This is a genomic window from Actinomadura hibisca NBRC 15177, assembly GCF_001552635.1.
In the GTDB taxonomy this organism is placed as follows: Bacteria; Actinomycetota; Actinomycetes; order Streptosporangiales; family Streptosporangiaceae; genus Spirillospora; species Spirillospora hibisca.
On record NZ_BCRO01000002.1, the window covers coordinates 44,971 to 62,958 of the forward strand.

General features: G+C 75.5%; 15 protein-coding genes. 9 read left to right on the top strand and 6 right to left on the bottom strand.

Going from position 1 to position 17,988, the window contains the following annotated elements:
• The first annotated feature begins 305 nt into the window (after nt 1-305).
• Nucleotides 306-2,018, top strand: coding sequence for a sensor histidine kinase (locus AH6_RS01435; RefSeq protein WP_067472129.1), 1,713 nt, complete (start codon nt 306-308; stop codon nt 2,016-2,018).
• Nucleotides 2,019-2,045: 27 nt separating this feature from the next.
• Here the strand turns inward: AH6_RS01435 and AH6_RS01440 are convergent, their stop codons facing one another.
• Nucleotides 2,046-2,516 (bottom strand): ferredoxin reductase domain-containing protein, encoded by a 471-nt coding sequence (locus AH6_RS01440; protein ID WP_067472132.1) that lies wholly within the window; start codon nt 2,514-2,516, stop codon nt 2,046-2,048.
• A 78-nt stretch (nt 2,517-2,594) separates the two neighbouring features.
• Nucleotides 2,595-3,656, bottom strand: coding sequence for a GlxA family transcriptional regulator (locus tag AH6_RS01445; RefSeq protein WP_067472135.1), 1,062 nt, complete (start codon nt 3,654-3,656; stop codon nt 2,595-2,597).
• Between the two features lie 123 nt (nt 3,657-3,779).
• On the opposite strand from AH6_RS01445, the gene AH6_RS01450 reads away from it, so the two are divergent.
• On the top strand, nt 3,780-4,571 hold the full coding sequence (locus AH6_RS01450; protein WP_067472138.1) for an NAD(P)H-dependent oxidoreductase: 792 nt from the start codon (nt 3,780-3,782) through the stop codon (nt 4,569-4,571).
• 123 nt (nt 4,572-4,694) lie between these two features.
• Here AH6_RS01450 and AH6_RS01455 read toward each other — a convergent pair whose 3' ends face one another.
• Nucleotides 4,695-5,510 carry a glycosyltransferase family 2 protein gene (locus AH6_RS01455; protein ID WP_067472141.1) on the bottom strand — a complete coding sequence of 272 codons (816 nt, stop codon included), beginning with the start codon at nt 5,508-5,510 and terminating at the stop codon, nt 4,695-4,697.
• A 232-nt stretch (nt 5,511-5,742) separates the two neighbouring features.
• Here AH6_RS01455 and AH6_RS01460 point away from each other — a divergent pair, with 232 nt between their 5' ends.
• The 3 genes from AH6_RS01460 to AH6_RS01470 all read left to right on the top strand — a co-directional run bounded on the left by AH6_RS01460 (nt 5,743) and on the right by AH6_RS01470 (nt 8,748).
• Nucleotides 5,743-7,359 carry a glycoside hydrolase family 10-like protein gene (locus AH6_RS01460; RefSeq protein WP_067472144.1) on the top strand — a complete coding sequence of 539 codons (1,617 nt, stop codon included), beginning with the start codon at nt 5,743-5,745 and terminating at the stop codon, nt 7,357-7,359.
• A 55-nt stretch (nt 7,360-7,414) separates the two neighbouring features.
• Nucleotides 7,415-7,618 (top strand): DUF3040 domain-containing protein, encoded by a 204-nt coding sequence (locus AH6_RS01465; protein ID WP_067472416.1) that lies wholly within the window; start codon nt 7,415-7,417, stop codon nt 7,616-7,618.
• 647 nt (nt 7,619-8,265) lie between these two features.
• The gene (locus AH6_RS01470) at nt 8,266-8,748 is read left to right on the top strand and encodes an ATP-binding protein (protein WP_067472147.1); all 483 of its coding nucleotides are present in this window, start codon (nt 8,266-8,268) and stop codon (nt 8,746-8,748) included.
• Nucleotides 8,749-8,818: 70 nt separating this feature from the next.
• Here AH6_RS01470 and AH6_RS46425 read toward each other — a convergent pair whose 3' ends face one another.
• The gene (locus tag AH6_RS46425; protein WP_067472150.1) at nt 8,819-11,719 is read right to left on the bottom strand and encodes a hypothetical protein; all 2,901 of its coding nucleotides are present in this window, start codon (nt 11,717-11,719) and stop codon (nt 8,819-8,821) included.
• A 166-nt stretch (nt 11,720-11,885) separates the two neighbouring features.
• Between AH6_RS46425 and AH6_RS01480 the strand changes: the two genes are divergently transcribed.
• A complete protein-coding gene (locus AH6_RS01480; RefSeq protein WP_067472153.1) occupies nt 11,886-12,851 on the top strand; it encodes an EamA family transporter in 966 nt (321 codons plus the stop codon).
• A gap of 27 nt (nt 12,852-12,878) precedes the next feature.
• Here AH6_RS01480 and AH6_RS01485 read toward each other — a convergent pair whose 3' ends face one another.
• Together AH6_RS01485 and AH6_RS01490 are read right to left on the bottom strand one after the other, a co-directional pair.
• The gene (locus AH6_RS01485; protein WP_067472156.1) at nt 12,879-13,628 is read right to left on the bottom strand and encodes an ABC transporter permease; all 750 of its coding nucleotides are present in this window, start codon (nt 13,626-13,628) and stop codon (nt 12,879-12,881) included.
• A 26-nt stretch (nt 13,629-13,654) separates the two neighbouring features.
• Nucleotides 13,655-14,596 carry an ATP-binding cassette domain-containing protein gene (locus AH6_RS01490; protein WP_067472159.1) on the bottom strand — a complete coding sequence of 314 codons (942 nt, stop codon included), beginning with the start codon at nt 14,594-14,596 and terminating at the stop codon, nt 13,655-13,657.
• Between the two features lie 99 nt (nt 14,597-14,695).
• Between AH6_RS01490 and AH6_RS46430 the strand changes: the two genes are divergently transcribed.
• From AH6_RS46430 to AH6_RS46435, 3 genes are read left to right on the top strand one after another with little or no spacing between them, the layout of a single operon-like run.
• Complete coding sequence (locus AH6_RS46430) at nt 14,696-15,520, top strand: TetR/AcrR family transcriptional regulator (RefSeq protein ID WP_067472162.1); 825 nt, start codon at nt 14,696-14,698, stop codon at nt 15,518-15,520.
• A gap of 51 nt (nt 15,521-15,571) precedes the next feature.
• Nucleotides 15,572-16,897: a hypothetical protein gene (locus tag AH6_RS01500; protein WP_067472165.1), complete on the top strand. Its 1,326-nt coding sequence runs from the start codon at nt 15,572-15,574 to the stop codon at nt 16,895-16,897.
• A complete protein-coding gene (locus tag AH6_RS46435) occupies nt 16,894-17,886 on the top strand; it encodes an ARPP-1 family domain-containing protein (RefSeq protein ID WP_067472168.1) in 993 nt (330 codons plus the stop codon). Before AH6_RS01500 ends, AH6_RS46435 begins: the two co-directional genes overlap by 4 nt.
• The last annotated feature ends 102 nt before the right edge of the window (nt 17,887-17,988 follow it).

Genomic DNA, 17,988 nt, shown 5'->3' on the forward strand with positions numbered 1-17,988 from the left:
GGATGACCCCGCGGGCGCTCGCGGTGTCAGCAGGGGTGTCAGCGGCGGCGGTGTCGGCGGTGGTGGTGGCGTCGTCGCCGGGGGGCTGGCCGGTCATGGTGGTCGATCCTCTCCTCGCGCGGCCCGGGGGAGGGCGGCCGCCGCGTCCGACGTTAGGACCGGTCACGGGCCACCGCGAAGAGCCGAAGGCCTCCGGCGCCCGGGACCAAGGTCCCCCAAGATCTGTAGGGCCCTCCCGTGGTCCCCGGGGGGGCGGCCCTCCGCGTCGCCGCGCGGCGCCCCGGCGGGGGAGGGATAATGACCGCGTGGCCCCAGAATATCCCGGTGCGGACCGTGCCCGACTGGCCCTGCCCCAGCTGCGCCTGGACGACCTGCTGAGCGAGCTGCAGGCCCGGCTGGAGGCGGCGCGCGCCACCCGCGACCGGGTGCACGCGCTGCTGGAGGCCGTGGTCTCCATCGGCAGCGAGCTGGACCTGGCCTCGGTGCTGCACCGCATCATCGAGGCCGCCACCACCCTGGCCGACGCCCGCTACGGCGCCCTCGGCGTCATCGACGAGCACGGCGAGCGGCTGGTGGAGTTCATCACCGTCGGCGTCGGCGAGGAGGAGATCGCCGCGATCGGGCACTGGCCCCACGGCCGCGGCATCCTCGGCCTGCTCATCAAGGACCCCCGCCCGCTGCGGCTGCCCGACCTCGCCGAACACCCCGAATCCCACGGCCTGCCCCCCGGGCACCCGCCCATGCGCACCTTCCTGGGCGTGCCGATCCGCGTCCGCGACGAGGTGTTCGGCAACCTCTACCTCACCCAGAAGCAGGACGGCGGCGTCTTCGACGAGGAGGACGAGGCCGTCGTCACCGCCCTGGCCACCGCCGCCGGCGTCGCCATCGAGAACGCCCGCCTCTACGAGGAGGGACGCCGCCGCCAGCGCTGGCTGGAAGCCTCCGCCGAGATCTCCACCGCGCTGCTGTCGGGCCTGGACCCCCACCAGGTCAAGGCGCTGCTGGCCCGCCGCGCCCGCCAGATCACCGACGCCGCCTTCGCCGCCGTCGCCCTGGCCGACGAGCCCGCCGAGGCGTTCGTGGTCGAGGCCGCCGACGGCGACCGCGCCGCCGACCTGCTCGGCCTGCGCCTGCCCCTGGACCACCGCGTCGCCGGCGGCGTCTACCGCAGCGGCCAACCCCAGCGCCTGGCCGACGGCCGCGCCGCCGCCCGCGACGCCGCCCTGCCCGCCGGCCTCGCCGCCGGCCCCCTGCTGGTGGTGCCGCTGGGCCTCGGCGACTCCGCGCAGGGCGTCATCACCGTCGGCAACACCCCCGGCGGCCCCGCCTTCTCCGACGGCGCGCAACGCCTCCTGGAGGCCTTCGCCGGGCAGGCCGCCATCGCCCTGGAACTCGCCGACCGCCGCCGCGACGCCGAACGCCTCGCCCTGCTCGAAGACCGCGACCGCATCGCCAAGGACCTGCACGACACCGTCATCCAGCGCCTGTTCGCCACCGCCATGACCCTCATGAGCGCCGGAAAACTCGCCCACAACACCGAGGCCAGCGCCCGCATCCAGCGCGCCGTCGACGACCTGGACACCACCATCCGCCAGATCCGCTCCACCATCTTCGCCCTCCAGACCGTCCCCGGCCAGGAGAGCCTGCGCAGCAAACTCCACACCATCGCCGACGCCGCCGCCGAACACCTCGGCTTCGCGCCCACCGTCCGCCTCGACGGCCTGCTCGACACCGTCGTCCCCGACCACGTCGGCGAACACCTGCTCGCCGTCGTCAACGAGGCCCTGTCCAACGTCGCCCGCCACGCCCACGCCACCCAGGCCACCGTCGTCATCGAGATCGGCGACGACCTGGTCCTGCGCGTCGAGGACGACGGCACCGGCATCCCCGCCACCGGCCGCCGCAGCGGGCTGCGCAACCTCCAGCAGCGCGCCGAGAACCTCGGCGGCTCCATGACCCTCCGCACCCGCCCCGACGGCGGCACCCTGCTGCTGTGGCGCGCACCCCTCGACGACTGACCCCGGGACCGGGCCCCGGCCGGGCCCTCAGTCGGCCTGGTTCCACAGGTCGGGACCGAACACCTCGTACCGGATGCGCTCCTCGCCGACCCCGGCCGCCAGCAGGCCCCGCCGCACCCCCCGCATGAACGGGATCGGCCCGCACAGGTACGCCCGCGCCTTGGCCGGCAGCGGCACCGGCAGCGCCCCCACGTCGATCCGCCCCTCCAGCACGCCCCCGCCCCGCACACCGCCCGGCTTCTCGTACCAGGTCACGGCATGCGCCCGCGGCATCCGCCCCAGCGACGCGGCGACCTGCTCGCGCAGCGCGTGCACGACGGGGGACCGGTCGGCGTGCAGGAACAACACCTCCCGCTCCGGTTGCACGGCCGCCAGATGGTCCAGCATCGCCGCCGCCGGCGTGACGCCGATCCCCGCGCTCACCAGCACCAGCGGATCGTCCCCGTCCTCCAGCACCACGTCACCGAACGGCGGCCCGACCTCCAGCTCGTCGCCCACCCCGCCACCAGCGCCTTCACCCGAATCTGCGCCGTGGCCCTCCCCGTGGCCCCGCCCTGCGGCGACGCCGCCCCGCGCTCAGTCCCCCGGCCCGCCGGACCCGCCGGGCGTGCCCCGGAACGTCGCCCGGTAGGCGCTCGGTGACACCCCCAGCGCCTCCTGCAAATGCATCCGCAACGACGCCGCCGTCCCGAACCCCGCCAGCTCCGCCACCCGCTCCACCGGCAGGTCACCGCCCTCCAGCAGCTCCCGTGCCCGCTCCACCCGCTGCCGCACCAGCCACCGCCCCGGCGACAACCCCGTCTCCTGCCGGAACCGCCGCGTGAACGTCCGCACGCTCATCGACGACCGCGCCGCCAGCTCCCGCAACGTCACCGGCCGCTCCAGCCGCTCCAGCGCCCACGCCCGCGCCGCCCCCGTCGAGGACGCCCCCTGCTCCGGCACCGGACGCGGCACGTACTGCGCCTGCCCGCCCTCCCGGTACGGCGGCACCACCGTGCGGCGCGCCACCCACGCCGCCGCCCCCGCCCCGTGGTCGCACCGGATCATGTGCAGGCACAGGTCGATGCCCGCCGCCTCGCCCGCCGACGTCAGCACCGCCCCCTCGTCCACGTACAACACGTCCGCGTCCAGCTCCACCCCCGGGAAGCGCCGCCGGAACAACGCCGCCGACCGCCAGTGCGTGGTCGCGCGCCGCCCCTCCAGCAACCCCGCCGCCGCCAGCGTGAACGCCCCCGTGCAGATCGCCGCGATCCGCGCGCCCCGCCCGTGCGCCGCCCGCAACACCCCCGCCACCGAACCACCCGCACCGCCCGCGCCGCCCGCGCCGTTCTGGCCGTCCGGGCTGTCCGCGCCGCTTTCGAGGCCGTCCTGCTCGTCCAGTTCGTGGGACGCCACCACCACGACGGTGTCCGCCTCGGCCACCGCTTCCAGGCCGTGCTCCACCAGCACCGCGAAATCGGCGTCGCTGCGCACCGCGCCCGGCTCCGGGGCGCACGACACCACCTCGTACAACCCCTCGCCCGCCGCCGACTCCGCCGTCCCGAACAGCTGGTGCACCAGCCCCAGCTCCATCGGCAGCACCCCGTGCCGCACCAGCACCGCCACCCGATGCCGCCCGTCCCCCGAGAACACCCCCACCAGCGCCCCTCCCGCCTGGCCCGATCCTTGCACAACATGGCCCACCGGCCACTCGTGACCGATCCCCCCACCGCCCACGATGGACCACCAGAGCAACCATCCCGACCAGCGGAGGGGACACCGATGAACGTGCTGTGGATCTTCGCCCACCCCGAACCCCGCTCCCTCAACGGCGCCCTGCGCGACGAGGGACTGCACACCCTGAAGGACCTCGGCCACGACGTGTGCGAATCCGACCTGTACGCCATGGACTGGAACCCCGTCGTCACCGGCCGCGACTACGGCCACGACCCCGGCCCGAGCACCGGCGCCGATGGTGATCCCGGCCGCCTGCTGGTCGGGCCCGCCTCGGCCGCCGCCCACGCCGCCGGGACCCTGCCCGAGGAGATCCGCGCCGAGCAGGCCAAGGTCACCTGGGCCGACGCGCTGGTCGTGCAGTTCCCCCTGTGGTGGTTCGGCGTCCCCGCCATCCTCAAGGGCTGGTTCGACCGCGTGTTCGTCAAGGGCTTCGCCTTCGGCGTCACCGCCCCCGACGGCCGCACCCCCCGCTACGGCGACGGCCCCCTGGCCGGCAAGCGCGCCCTGGCCGTCACCACCATCGGCGCCCGCCCCCAGAGCATCGGCCCCCGCGGCGTCAACGGCCCCACCGACGAGGTCCTGTGGCCCCTGCTGCACGGGGTGTTCTGGTACACCGGCATGGACGCGCTACCGCCGCTGGAGATCCCCAGCGCCGACCGCCTCACCGACGACGACTACCGCCACCACGCGCAGCGCCTGCGCCGCCGCCTGCACGACCTGCCCCACACCCCGCCCATCGCCTACCGCCACCAGGACGGCGGCGACTACGACCAGAACCTGGTCCTGCACCCCCACATCGCCCCCGGCCGCACCGGCATCGCCGCCCACACCCGCTGACCGCGCGCCAGCCACCGGACACCGCCTACCGGTCGCTCGAAGACCCCCGGGAAAGAGCGAGGCCCCGGACCACCGCTGGAGGTCCGGGGCCGATGCCCCACGGGGGAAGAAGCCGGAGCGGCCTCAGGCGGCGACGCCCGCCGCGGCGGGCAGCCCCACCGGCTCGACCGCCTCACCCGACACCACGGCGACGGGAGCGGCGGCGGGGACGGGGGAGGGGACCGGCCGCACGGCGCGCACCGGGCGCACCCGGCTGCCGACCATCATCTTCAGCACCCGCCACCCATCGCGCCAGGTGTTCAGGTGCGACTCGCCGAACAGCCGGTTGCCCTCGAAGCTGGCGACCTCGGCGATGCGCAGGCCCGTGGTGACGGCGTTGACGCACATCTCGGTCTCGATCTCGAACCCGGTCGAGCGCAGCCGCAGCGTGTCCACCGCCGAGCGGCGCAGCGCCACGTACCCGTAGCACAGGTCGCTCCACCCGGTCCGGTACAGCGTGTTCGCCAGCGCCGTCAGGCCCCTGTTCCCGGCGCGGCGCAGGAACGTCAGGTCCTCCGACCCGCCGCCGCACGCGTACCGCGAGCCCTTGACGAAGTCGAAGCCGCGGGCGACCAGCGCCACGAACGAGGGGATCTCGGCAGGGTCCATGCTGCCGTCGGCGTCCAGCATCACGATCACCTCACCGGTCGCGGCGGCGAACCCGGCCTGCAGCGCCAGGCCCTTGCCGCGCGGCGGCTGGCTGATGATCCGGGCGTCGGGGCGCAGCGCCGCGGCGATCTCGGCCGACCCGTCGGTGGACTCGCCGTCCACGATGACGATCTCGTCGACCCCGGTCAGCCGCGGCAGCAGCCATCGCAGGTTGTCGGCCTCGTTCAGGGTGGGGATCACCGCCGTCACCGTCGGGGCGGTGGCCGGGCGGTTCGGCTCGGTGGTGGTCATCGTCGGCTCCGTGGCGTCGTGGGGCGGAACACTTGGTTAGATGTGAGCCGCGCCACCGGATGTTTGAAAAAATCTTCACGCGCCCTTTATGTCCGCAGATCACAAGATTGCCGGGACGGGCGCGCCCGCCGCCGGACCGGCCCCGCCCCAGGGCAGAACGGGTGTCCGCGCGACACCCCGGCCCCGCCGTTCGGTACGTAGCACGGCAACGAGTGCGTAACAATGGCTCGCTATGGCATGGCGCAGGAGAACGGGAACCGGTGTCCGACTGGCGTCCGCCGCCCTCACGGCGGGCGCGCTGACCGCGTGCGTGCCCGCGATGGGCGGCGACGACGGCAAGGGCGCCCGCAAGGACGCGGGCCGCGCGCCCGTGCCCGCCGTCCAGGCCGAGTGCAAGGGCGTCCCCGCCCCCGGCGACTCCAAGGCCCGCCAGCTGCGCGGCATGTGGATCGCCACCGTCGCCAACATCGACTGGCCCAAGGACGGCGACCGGACCGCCGCCCAGCAGCAGGCCCGGTTCCGGCAGCTGCTCGACACCGCCAAGGCCATGAACCTCAACGCGGTGTTCGTGCAGATCCGCCCCAACTCCGACGCCTTCTACCCCTCGCCCTACGAGCCCTGGTCGCAGTGGATCACCGGGACGCCCGGCAAGGACCCCGGCTACGACGTGCTGGACTTCATGGTCAAGGAGGCCCACGCGCGCAACCTGGAGTTCCACGCCTGGTTCAACCCCTACCGCGTCGCCCGCCACGACGACCTGGACAAGCTCGCCCCGGACAGCCCCGCCCGCAAGCACCCCGACTGGGTCCGCAAGTACGGCGGCGGCATGTGGTACGACCCGGGCCTGCCCCAGGTCCGCGACCTGGCCACCAAGGCCGTCATGGACGTGGTCGGCAAGTACGACGTCGACGCCGTGCACTTCGACGACTACTTCTACCCCTATCCCGAGGGCACCGGCGACTACCCCGACCAGGCCACCTTCAAGACCTACGGCAAGGGCATGAAGCTGGCCGACTGGCGCCGCCGCAACGTCGACGAGCTGGTCTCCTCCCTGTCGCGCCGCATCCACGACGCCAAACCCTGGGTGCGGTTCGGCATCAGCCCCTTCGGCGTGTGGCGCAACAAGAGCACCGACCCCGCCGGATCGGCCACCAGCGCCCTGCAGAGCCACGACGCCCAGTACGCCGACACCCGCAAGTGGATCCGCGAAGGCTGGATCGACTACGTCACCCCCCAGCTGTACTGGCCCATCGGCGACCGCCGCGCCGACTACGCCACCCTGGTCGACTGGTGGTCCAGGCAGGTCGCCGGCACCAAGGTGCAGCTCACCATCGGCCAGGCCGCCTACCGCGTCGGCGAGGACGCCACCTGGAAGAACCCCGCCGAACTGTCGCGCCACCTGACCCTCAACGCCCGCCACCCCGAGGTCCGCGGCGACGTCTACTTCAGCGCCGCCAACGTCGCCGCCAACAAGCAGGGCTTCGCCGCCCGCCTGCGCGCCGACCACTACGCCCGCCCCGCCATCCCGCCCGCCGCGCCCACCGGCGGCGGCAAGGCCCCCGCCGCCACCCAGGGCACCGCCGTCGCCGACGACGACAAGGGCGTGCGCGTGCAGTGGCGGCCCGCCGAGGGCGCCACCTACTACGCGGTCTACCGCACCGACGGCAAGGGCCCGGCCTGCGGCCCGGTCGACCCGGCGCGGCTGCTGGCCACCGTGCGCGGCGGCGGCGTCATCGACCCCACCGCCAAGCCCGGCCACACCTACACCTACCAGGTGACCGCCCTGGACCGCCTCCACCACGAGAGCGCGCCCGGCCGTGCCGCAACGGTGACCGTCGCCCGGGGATAACGATCTTGAAGCCGGGGCAGGAACACCACACCTGATCGCCCCCGGAGGTATGAGCATGGCCCTGTCGATGGAGGAGCAGCGGATCCTCGCCGCGATCGAGATCCGGCTCACCGCGGACGAACCGCGGCTGGCCCATCGCCTGTCCACTCTCGGACGACCGCGGCGCAGCCGCCGCGTCCGCCTGATCGCGGCGGTGCTGGTCGCCGCGCTCGGCGTCGCCACGGCGCTGGCCGGCGCCGTGATCACCGCCTTCTCCTGACGCCCTCTCCTGACCCCGCCCGCCCGACAGGGCCCCACCCCACCCAGACGCCCCCCGCACACGCTCCCCGCACCCGCCCCTGGAAACGACGAACGCCGAGGCCCGGCGAGATCAGATCTCGCCGGGCCTCGGCGTTCAGGCCGGTGTGGTGGTCGCCTCACGGCGAAAGGCACAACGAAGCTCCAGCCCGGACCGCAAGGGCCCGGCGGTATTCCTCGAAGGCGTTGTGTAGAGCCCGGGGGACACATGCCACACCGACACCACCCAGCTTAACCGCATCCCGGCAGTGCCTCTTCCACCCGCCCGCCCCTTCCACCGTTCCCCTGCCGATGTGTGCTGGGTCACCTCACCCCGGGGTGAGGGTTGCCTGCGCGCGTGCACCGCGCCCGATCCGGGAGCGTCTCCCAAGAGGAACGAACGCGGGGAAGCGAGAACCGGCCCCGCCGGACCGACACCGGCGGCGCCCGCCAGGGCGCCGGAGCGGCCAGGGGCCCCATGCCCCCCGACCGCCGCCGGCACGGGGAAATCCCGGCCCGGTCAGGTCCGGCGGCCACGCCCACGGGCGGCGCACCGGCCGGCGACACGCTCGGCAACACGTCCGGTGACACCGCTGACGCGTGCAGCGGCACAAGTGAGGAGTCGGCGCATTGGGTACCAAGGGACTGGGGATCGACGGGCCCGCGCAGCACGACCGGCGCGCGCCCCACAAGGCGCGGCTCGCGGCCTGGGAACTGGCCGCGGAGACCCGCGCGGCCTCCCGGGCCCGCGACCTCACCTGCCGCGCCCTGCGCGAATGGCGGGTGCCCGACCCCGCCGACATCGACGACGTCGTCCTGATGGTGGACGAGCTCATCACCAACGCCATCCTGCACGGCACCGGCCCGGTCCGCCTCCGGCTGCGCCTGGACGGCGCCCTGCTCACCGGCGAGGTCGGCGACGGCAACCCCGCCGCGCCCGCGCCGCCCGGCCCCGGCCCGGCCCTGCTGGACTGGGCCGAGGACGGCCGCGGCCTGCTGCTGGTCGGCGCGCTGGCCACCGAGTTCGGCATCCGCCCCGAACCCGCCGGCAAGACCGTCTGGTTCTCCCGCCTGCTGGCCGGCATGAACGGCGGCCCCGTCCCGCCCGCCTGACCTCCGGCGGGCGGGACGGGCGCAAGGCGGGCAAGAACGGGCGAACACGGGCGGGCGGAAACGGGCGGGGTCAGGGGCCCGACAGCTCGGCCGCCACCCCCGCGAAGTCGCCCGCCGACAACACCAGCGCCCCCGCGTCGCCGATCGCCTGCGTCGCCTCGGCGCGGCCCAGGTGCCGGGTGGCGGCCCGGTCCAGGTACGCCTCGATCAGCCGCGCGCCGGTCAGCCGGCCCCGGCCCCGCAGCCCGCCCAGGTCGCGGCGCACCGCCTCCCACGCGTCGGTGCCCAGCCGCAGCCGCCGCTCCTCGGCCAGCAGCCCCAGCAGGCCCGCCGCCAGGCGCGGGTCCGACAGGTCCGGCAGCCGCACCGCGCGCAGGTCGGCCACCAGCTCCGGCGACGCCGCCGACAGCTCCCCGACCCGGCCCGGCTCGCAGGTCCCCAGCAGCGCGGTGTCGCTGACGCCCTCCAGCCGCGCCCGGTACAGCGCCGAGGCGTAGGCGCGGCCCTGGGCGTCGTCCAGCAGCAGCGAGTCCAGGCCCTCCAGCAGCAGCACGTGCCCGGCGTGCTCGTCCAGCGCCTCCCGCAACCCCTCCGGGCCGCGGGCGCGCAGGTCCTCGGCGTGCACGCCGTGCACCTGCCCGCTGGACACCTCCACCTCCGCCAGCGCCCGCGCCGCCATCCGCGCCAGCCGCCGCTGCCCGCTGGAGGGCGCGCCGATCAGCAGCAGCGCCGGGACCGACGCGCTGGACACCTCCTGGCCGCGCAGCCGCTTGGCCCACTTGCCGCGCCGCCGCACCTCGGTCACCACGCGCCCGATGTCGTCGGCGCCGCACAGGAACCGCACGCCGTACGCCTCGGCGATCTGCGGGGCCGGGCCGTCACCGGCGACCGGCGGCACCGCGGGCGGCACCTGCGCCACCGGCGCGGGCGGCGGTGGCAGGTCCGGCTGCGCGATCGGCGGCGGGGCGGCGTGCGGATCGAGCTGGGTCCGCAACGGGTCGGGATCGAACTGCGTGGCGTCGGCCGCCCCGCCCTCCGCCGGCCCGCCGACCGGCGGGGGCACGGACGGTGACACGGGCTGGGGCGCAGCCGGGGAGACGGCCTGGGGCGCGGGCTCGTCGGCCGACGGCCACACCGGCGCGGTCGGCGCGGCGGGCGGCACCTCGCGCGGCGTCGGAGGCACCGGCACGCCCGCGCCCGCCTGCGGAGGCGGCGCGGGTGGCGGCGGAGGCGGAGGGATGCGCGGCGGCTCCTGCGCCACCTCCTGCCCGGACGGCTGGCCCGGCGGCTGCCCGTGCGATGGCCCGTATGACTGCTCGTACGGCTGGACGGGCTGCGGGACGGGAGGCGCGACAGGGGCCGGAACAACAGGCGGGACGGGGGACTGGATCGCGGGCTCGGCCGGGTCCTGCACCGGCGGCGCGGCGGGCGGCTCTATCGGCGCCACCGCGGGCGGCGGCTCCGGCGGCTCCTCCCTCGACGGCGCGACCGGCCGGTCGGGCACCGGCGGCGCGCCCGGCGCGTCGGCGGCCCGCTCGGCCGCCAGGTGCGCCCGCGCCGCCTTGATGATGTCCCAGGCGCTCAGCTCGTCGGTGGAGGGCGGGGTGTGCAGCGCCGGGCTGGTCAGCTCCGCCGCGATCGCCTGCGGCACCGCGAACCCGGTCGCCGGCGGCGGCACCTGCGCCAGCCGGCACCAGGTCAGCCCCAGGGTGTAGGTGGTGGCCAGCAGCGCCGACAGCAGGTCGGCGTCGGTGCCGCGCAGCGGCTCGGGCAGCCGCCCGTCGCGCGGCCACAACACCCGCAGCGGGTGCGCCGGGTCGGTCAGCACGGCCTGGAGCGCGCGGGCGCTGTCGGCGTCCAGCCACGGCTGCAACGCCGGTAGCACGCCCGGCGCGGCCTGGAGGTCGGCCGCCAGCACGGCCAGCCCCGCGTGCCGCGCCCGGTCGTGGGCGCGGCCCCCGGTCACTGCCAGCGGCCCGGTCAGCCGCGCCACGATCTCCTGGAGGTCGTACAGGGCCAGCCGCAGGTACTCCCCGGGCGAGGTGTCGCGCACCATCGGGGTGGCGAACTCGGCCGGGCAGCGCCGCCGCCACTCCTGGAGCACCGCCGCCGGGCCGTACCGGACCGTCGCCAGGTCCTGGTGCACGCTGCGCAGCGAGGCCGCCGTCACCGCCGCCAGCGCGTCGGCGCCCGGCCGGAACCGCCGGTCCCCCTGCAACCCGGCCGCCACCTCGTACATCACCCGCGCGATGTGCGCCGCGCCGCCGCCGTCCCCGGCCCCCAGCCGGTTGACGTAGTACCCGGCCAGCGTCCCGAAGTCCGGCGGCATCATCCAGTGCAGCCGCTCGGCGGGCGTGGTCAGGAACGGCACGAACGACTCGATCAGCGGGTGGTCGGTCAGCGCCACCGGCGAGCCCGCGCACCACAACAACGCGCCCCAGGCGGCCGCGACGGTGGAGGGGGTGCCGGGCTGGAACATCGGGTCCTGCTGGGCGAACTGCGCCGGGTGCACCGCCAGCGCGGTGGTGATGGCCTGCGAGACCCGCGCCACCACCCCGGTGTCGGGCAGCGGGCCGAGGAAGCCCAGCGGCGCCATCCGCCCGGCCGTCAGGTCCGGGCCGGTGGGGAACAGCTGCGGCGGCACCGGCGGGGTCGCCGCGCCCGGCGGGGCGGGCACCGCCACCCGGCGCTCGCCCGGGTCCGCAGGCGGCGGGCACGGGTGCCAGGCCCCGTCCAGGCCGCACCGGTACCAGCGGCCCCACGCCCCGTACAGCCACCACTCGCCCGCGCCCCACAACATGCGCGTGGCGATCTGCTCGGCGCGCTGCTGCGGCGGCGCGCCGCGCCACCAGGGCGAGGCGACCAGCTCCCGGATGTTGCCCTCGACCGCGGTGAACAGATCGCCCCCGGCCGTGCCGCCCGTACCGCCCGTGCCCGTGCCGGGTCCCGCCCCGGCCCCCTGCCAGTTCACCCCGCGAATAGTAGTGGCACGGGCGGTCCGGGCGGCTCCGGGCGGCGATGCCGGGACCGTCCCCGATCACCGGTGAACGCCCGGATCGGGCGGTCCGCGCCATCGACGTGTAAGGAGTGTTATGCGACGATGCTCCTGAACATCGGCGGCGGAGCGGGGGACACGGATGGACGGCGCGGCGCGCACCCGGGCCTGGGGCCTGGGGTTCGCGGTGGTTTCCTCGATCTGCTTCGGCGCGTCGGGACCGTTCGGCAAGGCCCTGATCCACGCCGGGCTGACCCCGTTGCAGGCGGTGTGGCTGCGCATCGCCGGGGCCGCGCTGGTGCTGGTCCCGCTGGTGCTGCTGCTGCGCGGCCGCGCCGCGGCGCGCACCACGGCCCGGCACTTCCCGGTGCTGGCCGCCTACGGCCTCACCGGCGTCGCCGGATGCCAGGCGCTGTACTTCGTGGCCGCCTCCCGGCTGCCGGTCGGCATCGCGATCCTGCTGGAGTTCACCGGCCCCATCCTGGTACTGGCCTGGCTGCGGCTGGTGCGCCGCGCCCCGGTGCACCGCACCGCCGTGCTCGGCGTGCTGGTCGCGATGGCCGGGCTGGCGCTGGTGGTGCAGGTCTGGAACGGCCTGGCGCTGGACGCGCTCGGCCTCGCCGCCGGGCTCGGCGCGGCCGCCTGCCAGGCCGCCTACTTCCTGCTGGTCGACCGCGTCGCCGGCGAGGTGGACCCGCTGGTGCTCACCGCCGCCGGCTCGCTGGTCGCGGCCGTCACGCTGACGGCCCTGGCCGCGCCCTGGGCGCTGCCGTGGCAGGTGCTGCCCGCCGCCGTCCCGGTCGGCGGCGGCACCGCGCCCGGCTGGCTGCTGGCCGCCTGGATCATCCTGGTCAGCACCGTGCTCGCCTACCTCACCGGCGTCGCCGCCGTGCACCGGCTGTCGGCCCAGGTCGCCGGGGCCATCTGCTACACCGAGGCGGTCGCGGCCACCCTGCTGGCGTGGGCGGCGCTCGGCGAGCGCCTCACCCCCGTCCAGCTCACCGGCGGCGCGATCGTGCTGGCCGGGGCGTTCATCGCCCAGCGCGCCGTCGTCGAGCGCGTCCCCGTGCCCGTCCCCGAGGTGCCCGCCGCCGCCCTCACCCGCTGACCCGCCCCCGCGCTGGCCGCAGGCCCGTCAGGCGTTCTCGCGGCGGAACCGCCGCACGCCCAGCGTCACCGACACCACCAGCAGCACCAGCGCCACCGCCGCCCCCTGGCCGACCGCCGCCGTGGCGTAGTGGCCCTGGAACGCCTCCCGCGTCGCGTCCACCAGGTACCGGAACGGCGTGAACCGCGACAGCACGTCCAGCCAGCCCGGCGCCATGCTCATCGGCAGCAGGATGCCGCCCAGCAACATCAGCGGCAGCGTCACCGTCGACAGCAGCGGCGCGAACGCGTCCTCGGTGCGGGTCATCATCGCCAGCACGTATGACAACGAGGCGATGCTCACCGCCAGCGTCACCACGAACGCCAGCCCCACCACCACGCCGCCGACCGGCGCGCGCAACCCCAGCGCCACCCCCGCCGCCACCAGCAGCAGCGCCTGCGCCGCCAGCACCACGGTGTCGCGCAGCACCCGGCCCAGCAGCAGCGCCACCCGGCTGACCGGGGTGACCCGCAGCCGCTCCACCACCCCCGACCGCAGGTCGGCGATCAGGCCGAAGCCCGCGAAGCCCGCGCCGAACAGCACCAACTGGATCAGGATGCCCGGCACGAACACCTGCCAGGAGCCGCCCCCGCCGAACACGTCCTTCAGCAGCGGCCCGAACAGCAGCAGGTACAGCAGCGGTTGCAGCGCCCCGAACACCAGCGCCACCTTGTTGCGCAGCGTGGGCCGCAGGTGCCGCATGAAGATCAGGTAGGTGTCGCGCACGATCTGGCTCATGACGGAGTCCTTTTCAGAGAGGGAAGTCAGGCGGCTTCGCGCAGGGAGCGGCCGGTGACGGTGAGGAAGACGTCGTCCAGGGTGGGCCGCGCCAGGCGCAGCGAGGTCAGCTCCACCCCGGCCGCGTCCAGCGCGCGCACCAGGCCCATCAGCTCCCGGTCGCCGTTGTCGACGGTGAGCCGCACCGTGCCGCCGTCGGCCGTCGCCTCGCGCACCGCCGGGTGCGCCTCCAGCGCCGCGCGCGCCCGCTCGGCGCCCGCGCCCAGCTCCAGCGTCACCACGTCGCCGGAGACGCGGCGCTTGAGCTCGTCGGGGGTGCCCTCGGCGACGATCCGGCCCCGGTCGATGATCAGGAGGCGGTCGCACAGCGCGTCGGCCTCGTCCAGGTAGTGCGTGGTCAGGAACACCGTGGTGCCGTCCTCGTCGCGCAGCCGCCGGATGTGCTCCCACAGGTTGCCGCGGCTCTGCGGGTCCAGGCCGGTGGTCGGCTCGTCCAGGAACACCAGCGGCGGCCGGTGCACCAGCCCCAGCGCGATGTCCAGCCGCCGCCGCTGCCCGCCCGACAGCGCCGCCGACGGGCGCGCGGCCAGCCCGTCCAGCTCCAGCCGCGCGCACAACTTCGCGATCCGCTCGGCGCGGCCGGGCACCCCGTACAGGCGCGCCTGCAACTCCAGCTCCTCGCCCACCGGGGTCGCCGGGTCGGTGCCGCCGGTCTGGGCGACGTAGCCGATGCGCCGCCGCACCCCGGCCGGGTCGGCGCGCAGGTCGTGCCCGGCGACCGTCGCGGTCCCGGCGGTGGGGGCCAGCAGCGTGGTCAGCATGCGCAGCGTGGTGGTCTTCCCTGCGCCGTTGGGGCCGAGGAATCCGACGATCTCGCCGGGCGCCACGTCGAGGTCGACGCCGCGGACCGCCGCGACCTCGCCGTGCTTGGTGGGGAAGGTGCGGGCCAGCCCGCGTGCCTGGATCACTGGAGACCTCCATCGGGGGGAACGAGACCTCGCTAGGGTAACCACAATTTTTAAGTCACTCCAAGTTTTAAGTGACCCCAGGCCAGTTAGAATTCCGGCATGGCCGAACCCCGCGACGCCGAGCCCGGACTGCGCGAGCGCAAGAAGCGCGAGACCCGCGCCCGCATCTCCGACATCGCCACCGGCCTGTTCCTGATGCGCGGCTTCGACAACGTCACCGTCGCCGACGTCGCCCGCGCCGCCGACGTCTCGGTGAACACCGTCTTCAACTACTTCAGGACGAAGGAGGACCTGTTCTTCGACCGGCAGGCCGACATCGTCGAGCAGGTCACCGGGGAGTTCCGCGACCGCCGCCCCGGCGAGTCGGCCGTCGCGCTGTTCCGCCGCCGCTTCCTGGAGGGCCTGACCGAGGGCGCCTACCAGACCGGCTTCCACGAGGGCGCCGAGACCTGGGCCCGCACCGTCCAGGACAGCCCCGCCCTGACGGCCCGCCAGCGCGAGATCGCCCAGCAGGCCAAGGACCACCTCGCCGAGGTGCTGGCCGAGGAGACCGGCGCCGGACCCGACGACGTCGCCCCCCGCGTCGCCGCCTCCATGATCATGACCGTGCAGGGGCACCTGGTGAACGAGGTCCTGCGCCGCAAGATGGCGGGGGAGACCCTCCAGGAGATGCGCGCCGACGTCGAGCACGCCGCACAGCGCGCCTTCGACCTGATCGAGCAGGGCCTCGGCGACTACGCCGCCAAACCCGCCGCCCGGCCCGCCCGGCCCGACACGCCGGGCGAGGCCACCTCCGGCCCCGCCCCGGCCCAGGCCGCCCGCGCCGCCACCGGCCCGGCGGAGGTCACCGGCCTCCCGGCCGCCGGAAAGACCCCGCCCGGCGGCGGCGACGAGCGCCCCGAAGGCCCGCCGACCGGAAAATGAGTGTCGGGGCACTCCCGGTGATTCCTAAACTCCATGTTCGCGGAGGCGAATATGGACACCCCCCTTCTCCTGGCCCACTTCGAGACCCACGACGAACCCGTCAGCCTGCCCCGGGGCGGCACCCTGTGCTGGGACGACGCGGACTTCCACCGCGCCGCCCACACCGACGACCCCGAGGGCTACGCCCTGCTGGCGCTCACCCCCGGCGTCCGCCCCTGGCAGCGCGCCCGCGTCCTGCTCCAGGTGCTGGCCGCCTCCCAGGCCGGGCTGGACGACGCCACCCGCGCCACCCTGGCCAGCCTCACCCGCGTGCTGGCCCTGGCCCTGCCGCCCGCCCACGTCATCACCGTGCTGCTGGCGCTGCGCCGCCTGCGCGCCAACCACAAGCACACCACCCGCGCCATCCTGCGGTTCGTGCTGGAACACCCCGACGCCGACGCCCTCATCGCCGCCCGCCGCCCCGCCCTGGTCGACTGCTTCGAGCACGCCCTCGGCAAGGCCACCGCACGCGGCTGCGCCCGCCGCGTCGGCGAGGGCGACACCGGCTCGGACTACCTGCAACGCCGCCTGCTGCGCTTCCTGGCCGCCCCCGAACACGCCCTGCCGCGCGTGCGCGCGCTGTACGCCGCCGGGCACCCCGGCGCCACCGCACCGCCCCGGGCCGCCCTCACCGTCGACCTGCTGCGCGAGCGGCCCGCCACCGTCACCGCCACCAACCGCGGCGACATCGCCGCCACCCTGGTCCACCTGTACCGCGGCGGCCCCGCCGGAGACCTGAACACCGCGCTCGACCGCCACCTCGGCGACGCCGTCGGCCACCTGCCGCCCTTCCCCGGCACGGTCGCGCTCGTGCTGGACGCCTCGGCGTCCATGCGCGGCTACGGCGACCGCGAATGGGCCGTGCTGTCGCAGGCCGCCGCGCTGCGCCTGGTGCTCGCCGAACTGTGCGAGCGGCTGGAGGTCGTGGAGGTCGGCGGCGACGAGCGCACCCCGCGCGGCGCCACCGACCTGGCCACCGGCGTGCTCGACGCCCTCGCCACCGACCCCGACCTGGTCGCGGTCGTCTCCGACGGCTACGAGAACCTGTTCCCCGGCGACCTCGCCCGCGTGACCGCCTCCCTGCCGCGCGCCGGCATCACCACCCCCGTGGTGTTCTGCCACGCCCTGTTCACCGGCAGCGACGACCTCACGCTGCGCCGCCCCGCGCCCGCCCTGCCCGAACGCGGCTTCTGGCACCAGGACGACTTCGCCGAACTGCTGCCGTGGATGTTCGGGCACTGCGCCGCCGGAGAGCCCTGGCTGCGCGCCGCCCTGCACACCCGCCTGGCCGCCCTCGACCGGCAGGCCGCCCGGATCCAGACCAGGAGCGCCGCATGAGCGACCTCACCGCCCTGGTGCCCGGCCCGCTCAGCCTGGCCGGGCACCGCCTGGGCACCCCCCAGCGCGCCGGCGCGCTGACCATGGTGCCCATCAGCGGCCCCGCCCACCCCGGCATCGTCGCGCCCCGCAGCGGCCTGAAGCTGGCGCGCGTCCCCGGCTACGGCCAGGTCGAACTGCGCAACGGCGCCGACACCGGCGTGGCGATCGTCCCCCTGCACATCGGCTACGTCCAGGACGCCGCCCAGAACCACGCCCTGTGCCGCTCGGCGCTGCTGGCCGCCGGGCAGAGCCTGCTGTTCGAGGACGCCGCCTGCGTCCAGGAGAGCCAGGGCGGCCTGCTGGCCGGACGCGACCAGTGGTTCTTCGTGCTGCCCCTGGAACTGCGCGCCCGCGCCCTGGAACTGCGCGGCGTGAACGGCTACAGCAAGCTGTGGACCGACATCGCCGACCTCAACACCCGCTACGGCCTGGCCCGGCGCGGCCACCTGGAACAGATCCTGTCCCGCAAGCGCCCGGTGCTCACCCAGTTCCAGAGCCGCCTGGAACTCCAGCCCGGCCAGCTCGGCGCGCTGTTCTTCGTCGGCGACCGCTTCGCCGGACTGGAGATCGCCCCCGACCCGGTCTACTTCGCCCAGATGTGGACGGCCCTGGTCTGCTTCGCCTACGGCGTGGCCGCCTGGCAGGCCGAACCCGCGCCCGCCGACCCCGAGCCCTACGAGGCGACCTCGCTCGCCGGGCTGCGCGCCGCACTGGACGCCGACCGCGCCACCCGCCTCGCCGAGATCGCCGACCGGCTCGCCGCCCTCCCCACCGGCCCGGTCGAGGTCCGCGAGGAGGACCGCTACCTGGACCTGCGCCTGTCCACCGTGACCGGCCCCCACCTGGCCGGGCAGATCGTCACCGAGGGCGAGCGCGCGGTGTACGCGTCGCTGTTCGCCCCCGCCACCGCGACGGGCACGGCGACGGGCGGGACGGCGACCGCGTAAACCGGTTGCCTGCGACGCCGCGACCCACTTCAATCGAACCGTGCGGGAACTGTGCCGGGCACGTCGGGCAGAAACCTGATTCCAGATCATGGGAAGCGTTTC